Raw genomic sequence first — 10,188 nt, forward strand, 5'->3', positions numbered from 1 at the left:
GTTCCTGGGCGTGGCGACCTTCGCGTTCCTGGTGCTGCGGGTGCGCGAGGGCCGGCGCCGCTGGCTGCTCGGGGCGCTGCTGACGTGGTCGGCGACGTTCGCGACCGGCTCGAAGACGGCCGCCGCGGCGACGCCTCGACCCGCTCGGGGGCGTGGCCGGACGCGCGCGACCCGCAGACGCTGGGCTCGACCCTGGACCGCCTCGTCGGCGAGCGCGGCTGGGAGGAGCCGGTGGCGGTGGGCGGCGCCTTCGGGCGCTGGGACGCGGTGGTCGGCCCGGAGCTGGCCGGGCACTGCGTGCCGGAGACCCTGACGGACGGCACGCTCGTGGTGCGGGCGGAGTCCACGGCGTGGGCCACCCAGGTGCGGCTGCTGACGAGCGTGCTGGTGCGCCGGCTGGACGAGGAGCTGGGGCACGGGGTGGTCACGAAGGTGGTGGTGCGCGGTCCGCAGGGCCCCTCGTGGCGCAGGGGCGGCCGCTCGGCGCAGGGCGGGCGCGGCCCGCGCGACACCTACGGCTGAGCGGGCGGTCGCGAGGACGGCCGGACGGGTGGCCGGACCGGTGGCCGGACCGGTGGCCGGACGGGCGAGCGGCCGCCTCACGGGCGCTGCGCCGCGGAGGGTGCGGGCGCGTAGGCCCCCCCGCGCCCCGGGGGTGCTCGCGCCTGAGGCGCCCTGGACGGCTCGTCGACGGGAGTGCGGGCCCCGCGCGGGGTAGAATGGCGCGAACCTGGCGGTCGTGAGGGCCTCTGGCGTGACGGGCCCCGCCCGTCCCGCTGCCCCGCGCCGCTCGACGCGGAGGGAGTGCACGCGCCCGTGCCAGACGAAGAGCCGATCGAGAACGCCCTGCCGTCGACCGCCGGAGGCGACCCCGACGGGCGGACCCCGGCTCCGGAGGAGGCCCCCTCGCTGGCCGGCGCCACCGCCGCCGGCGGCTCCGGGGCCCCCGGCTCCGACTACGGCGCCGACGCCATCACCGTCCTGGAGGGCCTGGAGGCCGTCCGCAAGCGCCCCGGCATGTACATCGGCTCCACCGGTGAGCGCGGCCTGCACCACCTCGTCTACGAGATCGTCGACAACGCCGTGGACGAGGCGCTGGCCGGCTACTGCGACACCATCTCCGTGACCCTGACCGCCGACGGCGGCGTGCGGGTGGAGGACGACGGGCGCGGCATCCCCGTCGACGTCATGCCCGGCGAGGGCCGCCCGGCCCTGGAGGTCGTGCTCACCGTGCTGCACGCCGGCGGCAAGTTCGGCGGCGGCGGGTACTCCGTCTCCGGCGGCCTGCACGGCGTGGGCAGCTCGGTCGTCAACGCGCTCTCGCGGCGCCTGGACGTCGAGGTGCGCCGGCAGGGGCACGCGTGGCGCCAGTCCTACGCCGACGGGGTGCCGGTGGCGCCGCTGGCCAAGGGCGAGGAGACGTCCGCCACCGGCACCACGGTGACCTTCTGGCCCAGCGAAGAGATCTTCGAGACGACGAGCTTCGACTTCGAGACGCTGCGCACCCGCTTCCAGCAGACGGCCTTCCTCAACAAGGGCCTGACGATCTCGCTGAGCGACCAGCGCCCCACCGGCGACGCCGAGGCCGAGGCCGAGGCGGTCGACGAGGCGCCCCAGCGCACGCTGACCTACCGCTACGACGGCGGCCTGGTCGACTACGTCAAGCACGTCAACGCGCAGAAGAAGAACGACGCGCTGCACGAGGAGGTCATCTCCCTGGAGGCGGAGGACACCGAGCAGGGCATCTCCGTGGAGCTGGCCCTGCAGTGGACCACCGCGTACGCGGAGGCGGTGTTCACCTACGCCAACAACATCAACACCTCCGAGGGCGGAACCCACGAGACGGGCTTCCGCACGGCGCTGACCAGCCTGGTGCAGGACTACGCCCGCGAGCAGAAGCTGCTCAAGGAGAAGGACACCCTCGAGGGCGGCGACATCCGCGAGGGCCTGACGGCCGTCATCTCCGTGAAGCTGCGCGAGCCGCAGTTCGAGGGCCAGACGAAGACGAAGCTGGGCAACACCCTGGCGCGCACCTTCGTCAACGCGCAGGTGCGCGAGCACCTGGGGCACTGGTTCGCCTCGCACCCCAACGAGGCGCGGATCATCGTGCGCAAGGCGCACTCGGCGTCGGTGGCGCGCCAGGCGGCCCGCAAGGCCCGCGAGGCCAGCCGCAAGAGCCTGCTGGAGCGCAACTCCCTGCCGGGCAAGCTCAAGGACTGCCAGTCCAACAACCCGGCCGAGTGCGAGGTCTTCATCGTCGAGGGCGACTCCGCGGGCGGCTCGGCCACCCGCGGGCGCAACCCGCGCACCCAGGCCATCCTGCCCATCCGCGGCAAGATCCTGAACGTGGAGAAGGCGCGGCTGGACCGGGCGATGGGCAACCAGGAGGTCCAGGCGCTCATCACCGCGTTCGGCACCGGCATCGGCGACGAGATCAACCTCGAGAAGCTCCGCTACCACAAGATCATCATCATGGCGGACGCCGACGTCGACGGTCAGCACATCCGCACGCTGCTGCTGACGCTGCTGTTCCGCTACATGAGCCCGCTGGTGGAGAACGGCCACGTCTACCTGGCGCAGCCGCCGCTGTACCGGATCAAGTGGCAGGGCGGGGCGGCGCACGAGTTCGCCTACTCCGACGCCGAGCGCGACGCCCTCATCCGGGCCGGGCGCGAGGCCGGCAAGAAGCTGCCCAAGGAGAACTCGGTGCAGCGCTACAAGGGCCTGGGCGAGATGAACTGGGACGAGCTGTCGGAGACGACGATGGACCCGGCGCACCGCACGCTGCTGCAGGTCACGCTCGAGGACGCCGCCGCCGCCGACGCGGTCTTCTCCGTCCTGATGGGCGAGGACGTGGAGTCCCGCCGCACGTTCATCCAGCGCAACGCCCGCGACGTCCGGTTCCTCGACGTCTGAGCCGGTGGTTCCACGTGGAACGTCCTCCGCGCGGGACCACCGGCCGGCGCCGGCGACCTGAGACGACCTGAGAGGAAGACCCCCCGTGAGCGAGAGCACCACCGAGCCGCCCGCCGGCGACCGCGTCGAGCAGGTGGACCTGCAGCTGGAGATGCAGCGGTCCTACCTGGACTACGCGATGAGCGTGATCGTCTCGCGCGCCCTGCCGGACGTGCGCGACGGCCTGAAGCCGGTGCACCGGCGCGTCCTGTACGCGATGTTCGACGGCGGCTACCGCCCCGACCGCGGTTACTCCAAGTGCGCCCGCGTCGTCGGCGACGTCATGGGCCACTACCACCCGCACGGCGACGTCTCCATCTACGACGCCCTGGTGCGCCTGGCGCAGGACTGGTCGCTGCGCTACCCGCTGGTGGACGGGCAGGGCAACTTCGGCTCCCCGGGCAACGACCCCGCCGCCGCGCCGCGCTACACCGAGTGCCGCATGGCGCCGCTGGCCATGGAGATGGTCCGCGACATCGACGAGGAGACCGTCGACTTCTCCCCGAACTACGACGGGCACACCGACGAGCCGGACGTGCTGCCCAGCCGGTTCCCGAACCTGCTGGTCAACGGCTCCGCCGGCATCGCCGTCGGCATGGCGACCAACATCCCCCCGCACAACCTGCGCGAGGTCGCCGACGGCGTGTCCTGGCTGCTGGAGCACCCGGAGGCCTCCGACGAGGAGCAGCTCGCCGCGGTGATGCAGCGCGTCAAGGGCCCGGACTTCCCCACGGGCGCGCAGATCCTCGGCCACCGCGGCATCAGCGACGCCTACCGCACCGGCCGCGGCGCCATCACCATGCGCGCGGTCGTGCAGGTCGAGGAGATCCAGGGCCGCACCTGCCTGGTGATCACCGAGCTGCCGTACCAGGTCAACCCGGACAACCTCGCCGAGAACATCGCCAACCTCGTGCGCGACGGGCGCCTGACCGGCATCGCGGACGTGCGCGACGAGACCTCCGGCAAGACCGGCCAGCGCCTGGTCGTCGTGCTGCGCCGCGACGCCGTCGCCAAGGTCGTGCTCAACAACCTCTACAAGCACACCCAGCTGCAGCAGAACTTCGGCGCGAACATGCTCGCCCTGGTCGACGGGGTGCCGCGCACCCTGCCGATCCACGCCTTCCTCAAGCACTGGGTCGCCCACCAGCTCGACGTCATCGTGCGGCGCACCCGCTTCCGGCTGCGCAAGGCCGAGGAGCGCGCGCACATCCTGCGCGCGCTGCTCAAGGCGCTGGACGCCCTGGACGCCGTGATCGCCCTGATCCGCTCCTCCGCCACCGTGGAGGCCGCGCGCGACGGGCTGATGGAGCTGCTGCAGATCGACGAGGTGCAGTCCCGCGCGATCCTGGAGATGCAGCTGCGCCGCCTGGCGGCCCTGGAGCACCAGCGCATCACCGACGAGCACGACGAGCTGATGCGGCTCATCGAGGACTACAACGACATCCTGGCCCGCCCCGAGCGCCAGCGCCGCATCGTCGGCGACGAGCTCGCCGAGCTGGTCGAGCGCTACGGCGACGAGCGCAAGACGCAGGTGCTGCCCTTCGAGGGCGACATGAGCGTCGAGGACCTCATCCCCGTCGAGGACGTCGTCGTCACCGTCACCCGCGGCGGGTACGCCAAGCGCACCCGCACCGACCTGTACCGGGCCCAGCGCCGCGGCGGGCGCGGCGTGCGCGGGGCCAGCCTGCGCGAGGACGACGTGGTGGAGCACTTCTTCACCACCACGACCCACCACTGGCTGCTCTTCTTCACCAACCTGGGGCGGGTGTACCGGGCCAAGGGCTACGAGCTGCCCGAGGGCGGGCGCGACGGGCGCGGGCAGCACGTGGCCAACCTGCTGGCCTTCCAGCCGGGCGAGCGCATCGTCGCCGTGCTGGACGTGGAGGACTACGAGCAGGCCCCGTACCTGGTGCTGGCCACCCGCGGCGGCGTGGTGAAGAAGACCCGCCTGAGCGAGTACGACTCCAACCGCTCCGGCGGCCTGATCGCGATCAACCTGCGCCAGCGCCCCGGCGCGGACGGCGAGGAGGTCGACGACGAGCTGTTCGCGGCGTCCCTGGTCGGCGAGGGCGAGGACCTCTTCCTCGTCTCGCGCAAGGGCATGAGCGTGCGCTTCTGCGCCGACGACGACACCCTGCGCCCGATGGGCCGGGCCACCTCCGGCGTCAGCGGCATGAGGTTCCGCGGCGACGACGAGCTGCTGGCGATGGCGGTGGCGCGCGACGACCTCGACGTCTTCGTGGTCACCGAGCTCGGCTACGCCAAGCGCACCGCGATCGGGGAGTACCGCCGGCAGGGCCGCGGCGGCCTGGGGATCAAGGTCGCCAAGCTGGCCGAGGCGCGCGGGGACCTCGTGGGGGCGCTGACGGTCTCCGGGGACGACGAGGTGCTCGTCGTCATGGCCGGCGGGCGCGTGGTGCGCTCGCGGGTGGAGGAGGTGCCCGCCAAGGGCCGAGACACCATGGGCGTCACCTTCGCCCGCCCGGAGCCGGGCGACCGGATCATCGCGGTGGCCCGCAACGCCGAGCGCGCCATCGACGCGGAGGTGGAGGCCGAGGAGGCCGCCGCGGCGAGCGTGGAGGGCCTGGACGACCCGCTGGTCGACGTCGGCGGGGCGGGCGACGACCAGTCCGCGGCGCTGGGCGCGGACGTGCCCCCGGCTCCGGCGGACACTGCGCCGGACCCGCTGGATGACGTACGGTCTGACGGATCGGTCGACGACAGCTCCGCGGCCGACGACACCGACCCCGGAGGTGCTTCGTGAGTCCCGCCGAACGCACGGCCTCCTCGCCCGGCACCACGGGGGCGGGGACGTCGAGGGCCAGCTCGGCAGCCCCGTCCCGCCCGGCGGGGCGCCCCGCGACCGCGGTGGACGTCCCGCGCCGCGTGCGGCTGACCCTGGCGCGCGTGGACCCGTGGTCGGTGACCAAGCTGTCGTTCCTGCTGTCGGTGGCGGTGGGCATCGCCCTGGTGGTGGCCACCGCGGTGGTGTGGAGCGTGCTGGACGGCATGGGCGTCTTCACCGACGTCAACGGCCTGCTGCGCGACGTCGTGGGCGGCGAGGTCGACGTCAACCTGCTGGACTACCTGGCCTTCGGCAAGGTGCTCTCGCTGGCCACCGTGATCGCGGTCGTGGACGTGGTGCTGCTGACGGCGCTGTCCACGATCGTCGCCTTCCTCTACAACGTGTCGGCGGCCCTGGTGGGCGGCCTGCACGTGACGCTCTCCGACGACTGAGCCGTCCGGGTGGTCCTGCCGGCCGGACGTGGTCGGCGGCACCACTGGCGGTCGGGTACAGTAGAGGAGCCGCCGTCGCGCGGTCCCGGGCCTATAGCTCAGTCGGTTAGAGCGCTTCCCTGATAAGGAAGAGGTCGGAGGTTCAAGTCCTCCTAGGCCCACACGAGATCGCCAGACGTCAGAGGCCCGCACCCCCTCCCGGGGGTGCGGGCCTCTGACGTCGGTGGCGTCCGGTGCCCGGGGCCCTCGCGGCTCTGCGTCCAGGTGACGGTGGTGAACACGCTGTCCAGCGCGGGCAGGTTCGGGTTCGTGAACGCGTCGAAGTGGCCGATCCCGTCCTCGACCTGGTTGAGCGTGTCGAACAGGTCGGTCCGGGAGTACTTGTTGAACTCGTCCTCCGGGTCCTCGGTGACCGCCTCGTCGGCCCGCACCGACATGTCGGCCGGGTCGAAGCCCAGCACCTCCCGCACGGCGGCGTCCGCCTCGGGCGACAGCTCGGCGACGGCGAGCCGCTCCGCGGCGAAGTCCTTGTTCGAGGAGGAGTCGATGACGGCGGTGCCGGTGCCGGAGTTGGCCGCGAGCTGCAGCTCGTCGTGCACGTCGTCGTGGGGGTGCACCGTGACCGAGGGGTCGACGGGGCGGTCCGGGTTCCGCGCGTTCCACGCCGGAGCCACCTGCTCGTAGCAGGTGGCGTGCAGCTCGGCGAACACCCACATGCCCAGCGGGCCGCCCCGCCGCCGGTGGTGGCCCCCCTCCTCCGCGTCGCCGCTGCACGCGGGGAGCACGAGGACCCGACGACGAGCAGCTCGTAGTTGTTGCCGTACGGGGTGAGCAGCGTGTTGAGCCCGATCGGCAGCGTGGGCTTCTCCGCCGAGCGCAGCACGAGCAGGGGCCACAGGAAGTCGTTCACCAGCACGTGCAGCGGGAGCACCACGATCTCGAAGGGCACCGTCACGACCAGCAGCACGGTGATGAACCAGAAGTTCTCGCCCCGGAAGTCGTGCATCGCGAACCCCAGGTGGCCCACGACGGTCAGCCCCTGGTCGTTCGGCGAGTCGTTGCCGACGTGGAGCACGGAACTCTCCAGGAACATCGCCAGGCCGCCGTGGGTGCTGGTGCTCGTGACGTGGACGAAGGTGGGCTCGAGGTTCGGCAGGGTGATCCTGAAGAACCGCTGCACGCGGCCGGCGCCGTCGATGGAGGCTGCCTCGCAGTGCTCGTCGGGGATGGACCGCATCCCGGCCAGGGAGCACGAGGACGTTCACGCCCGTGGAGCGCCGCACCGCCAGCGCCAGCAGCGCCACGAGGCCGCCGGTGTCGGTGCGCAGCCGGCGCACCGGGTCCGCGCCGAGCAGGCCGACGACCTGGTTCACCAGTCCGGTGCTCGCCTCGGAGAACACGAGCCGGAAGGTGGTGCCGGCGACCACGACGGAGGTCAGCGCCGGCACGAACAGCGAGGCCTTGAACAGGTCCTCCACCCGTGCGCTGCCATCCTGCGGCACCGGAGCACCATCATCCGCCGGGGGACGCCCCCCCGTGGGCGTCGACGGCCCGACGAGAGCGCGGAGCGGCGCGACCTCGGCGTCATCCCGGGCCGGGCCGGGGCCGACCGCGACCACGAGATCGCCGTGCTCGCCAACGGACTGCGCCAGACCGACGGCCCGCTCCTCAGCCCCGAGCGCCGTGGCACCCGGAGAACGGCGTGGACGCCACGCGCGAGCTGCTCGCCTCGGGGCTGCAGTTCGACGCGGTCCTCGCGCTGAACGACACCCCGGGCACCGGGGTCCTGCGCGCGCTGGGCGAGGCCGGGTGCCGCGTCCCGGACGACGTGGCCGTCATCGGCTTCGACAACATCGAGAACGGCCGCTTCACCCTGCCCTCCCTCTCCAGCGTGGACCCCCGCGAGTCCACCGGCGGGGGCCCGCGCGGGCGTGAGCGCCGCCCGGGGCGCTGCCCCGCCGGCGTCGTCGACGCCGGCGGCGCCCTCCCAGCTCCGCGTCCCGCTCGCGGTCGCGGCGTCGCGGAACAGGCGGGGGGCGAAGTCGGCGAGCGCGTGCTGCCACGTGTTCCACCCGTGCGGGCCCTCGCACCACCCGTCGAACTCGTGCTCCACGCCCGCCTCGTCGAAGAGGGCGATCGTGCCGCGCACCGACTCGTGGGTGGAGTCGGTGACGCTGCCGTTGCGCAGGCGCAGCAGCGTGGTGCCCTCGTTGACGGCCTCGACGTCCAGGTCGGAGGCCTCGGCGGAAAGGCCGGCCGAGAAGGCGCCGACGTACGCGAACCCACCGGGCCCGGCCGCCAGGAACCGCAGGGTCTGGCCACCACCCACGGACAGCCCCGCCAGGACCCGCCGGTCACGCTCGTGGGGTTCCCGGTGCCCTTCACCGAGGTCGTGTCCACGATGGAGCGGTGGTGGTACCAGCCCGCCTCCAGGGGACCCACCGTGCCGCGCCAGCGGTCGCCCCGCTGCTGCAGCTCGACGCGCAGCCACAGGGTGCTCAGGCCCCAGTTCGCCCACACCGTGACGTGCTCGGCGTCGGCGGACAGCCACGGCGACGTCGTGCACCGTCACCGGCGTCCTCGTCGCGGTGACGGACGGGTGTCAAGGCCTGACCGACGGGCCCCGGGCACGGGTGGAAGGATCACGGCATGGTGAGGATGGCCGACGTGGCGCGGGCGGCCGGGGTGTCGACCATGACCGTGTCGAACGTGATCAACGGGCGGCCGGGCGTGCGCGCCGACACCCGCCTGCGCGTCCTGGCCACCATCGACGAGCTCGGGTACCAGGTCAACGCCACCGCCCGCAGCCTGCGCACGGGGCGCACCGGCGCCATCGGCTTCGTGCTGCCCGAGCTCGACAGCCCCTACTACGCGCACCTGTCCAACCAGCTCTCCGCCGCCGCCGAGCGCCGCGGCCGGCACCTGCTGGTGGAGCGCACCGGCGGCAGCCGCGAGCGCGAGCTGGAGGCGCTCTCCTTCGGGCACCTGCGCCGCTACGACGGGGTGATCGTCCACCTGGTGCGCCTGGAGCGGCCGGACCTGGACAGGCTCCGCTTCGACACACCGGTGGTCTTCCTCGGCGAGAGCCCGGTGCCCGGCCGGTTCGAGCACGTGATGATGGACGACGTCGGCGGCAGCCGGGAGGCCACCGGCCACCTGCTGGGCACCCGCTCCCGGCGCGTGGCGATCGTCGGCGGGCGGCACGAGGACACCGAGGACATGGCGTCCCTGCGCACCCGCGGCTACCGCCAGGCGCACGCCGACCTCGGCCTGGACGTCGACGAGGCGCTCGTCGTGGAGTCGCGGACGTACTCCCGGGACGAGGGGCACCGCGCGGTGCTCGACCTGCGCCGGGCCGGCGTGGCCTTCGACGCCGTCTTCTGCGTCACCGACGCGCTGGCGACGGGCGCCCTGCGGGCGCTGGCCGACCTCGGCCTGCACGTGCCCGGCGACGTCCAGGTGGTCGGCTTCGACAACGGCGAGGAGGCCGACTTCCTGGTCCCGCGGCTGTCGTCGGTGGAACCCGGCAACGACGCCATCGCCGAGCTCGCCCTGGACCTGCTGGAGCAGCGCATCCGCACCGCGGACCCGGCCGACGCGCGCCCCCGGGCCACCACCACGGTCACCGCGCGGCTGGTGCTGCGCGAGAGCACCCGCTGACGGGCGCGCCGACGGGCTCCACCCGCCGCTCCGTCCCGCCGCCCTCGTCTGGTCACTCCTTGTAGAGTTCCGGTGACTCTAGGAGGGTTGATGGCGACCGCGGCACAGGTCAAGGCGCTGGTGCAGAGCCACAGCCTCGGCGACGAGGCGCGCTTCCGCTCCGTCGTGCTGGAGGTGGCCGACAGCGCCGCGCGCACCGGCCGCACCCGCTACGCCGAGGAGGTGCGCGCCCTGCTCGACGCCGCCCGCGCCCCCGCGCGAGCCGGCGCCGCCGAGCCCGCGCGCGCCCCCCTGGCCCAGCCCCGCGGCGAGCTCGCCGCGGGGCTGGGCCAGGGG

General features: G+C 73.4%; 7 protein-coding genes, 1 tRNA gene and 2 pseudogenes. 8 read left to right on the forward strand and 2 right to left on the reverse strand.

The features are described 5' to 3' along the window. From GTR00_RS23605 to GTR00_RS06680, 5 genes are all read left to right on the forward strand, one after another. Positions 1–522: DUF721 domain-containing protein (locus tag GTR00_RS23605; protein WP_205705227.1), on the forward strand; the 522-nt coding region annotated here is incomplete at its 5' end. A gap of 312 nt (positions 523–834) precedes the next feature. Continuing rightward, positions 835–2,916, forward strand: a complete 2,082-nt coding sequence (gene gyrB, locus GTR00_RS06665; protein ID WP_407659639.1) for a DNA topoisomerase (ATP-hydrolyzing) subunit B — start codon at positions 835–837, stop codon at positions 2,914–2,916. A gap of 151 nt (positions 2,917–3,067) precedes the next feature. Continuing rightward, positions 3,068–5,719, forward strand: a complete 2,652-nt coding sequence (gene gyrA / locus GTR00_RS06670) for a DNA gyrase subunit A (protein ID WP_407659640.1) — start codon at positions 3,068–3,070, stop codon at positions 5,717–5,719. Positions 5,720–5,823: 104 nt separating this feature from the next. Then, positions 5,824–6,192 (forward strand): DUF3566 domain-containing protein, encoded by a 369-nt coding sequence (locus tag GTR00_RS06675; RefSeq protein WP_323132281.1) that lies wholly within the window; start codon positions 5,824–5,826, stop codon positions 6,190–6,192. A gap of 87 nt (positions 6,193–6,279) precedes the next feature. Beyond that, positions 6,280–6,353, forward strand: a tRNA-Ile gene (locus tag GTR00_RS06680). On the opposite strand, the gene GTR00_RS06685 is transcribed toward GTR00_RS06680, so the two are convergent. After that, positions 6,345–6,977: a hypothetical protein gene (locus tag GTR00_RS06685; RefSeq protein ID WP_166610857.1), complete on the reverse strand. Its 633-nt coding sequence runs from the start codon at positions 6,975–6,977 to the stop codon at positions 6,345–6,347. The genes GTR00_RS06680 and GTR00_RS06685 overlap by 9 nt on opposite strands. A 398-nt stretch (positions 6,978–7,375) precedes the next feature. Beyond that, positions 7,376–7,429, reverse strand: a pseudogene (locus GTR00_RS26300) (hypothetical protein); the annotation flags it as partial. 465 nt (positions 7,430–7,894) lie between these two features. On the opposite strand from GTR00_RS26300, the gene GTR00_RS06690 reads away from it, so the two are divergent. The 3 genes and pseudogenes from GTR00_RS06690 to GTR00_RS06700 form a co-directional block, all read left to right on the forward strand. After that, positions 7,895–8,848 (forward strand): substrate-binding domain-containing protein, encoded by a 954-nt coding sequence (locus tag GTR00_RS06690; RefSeq protein ID WP_323132282.1) that lies wholly within the window; start codon positions 7,895–7,897, stop codon positions 8,846–8,848. Then, positions 8,842–9,852, forward strand: a complete 1,011-nt coding sequence (locus GTR00_RS06695) for a LacI family DNA-binding transcriptional regulator (RefSeq protein ID WP_166610859.1) — start codon at positions 8,842–8,844, stop codon at positions 9,850–9,852. The genes GTR00_RS06690 and GTR00_RS06695 overlap by 7 nt, the downstream gene beginning before the upstream one ends. A gap of 90 nt (positions 9,853–9,942) precedes the next feature. Next, positions 9,943–10,188: pseudogene (locus GTR00_RS06700) on the forward strand (AAA family ATPase); the annotation flags it as partial.

The sequence above is a fragment of the Kineococcus indalonis genome (assembly GCF_009906395.1).
GTDB classification, from domain to species: domain Bacteria; phylum Actinomycetota; class Actinomycetes; order Actinomycetales; family Kineococcaceae; genus Kineococcus; species Kineococcus indalonis.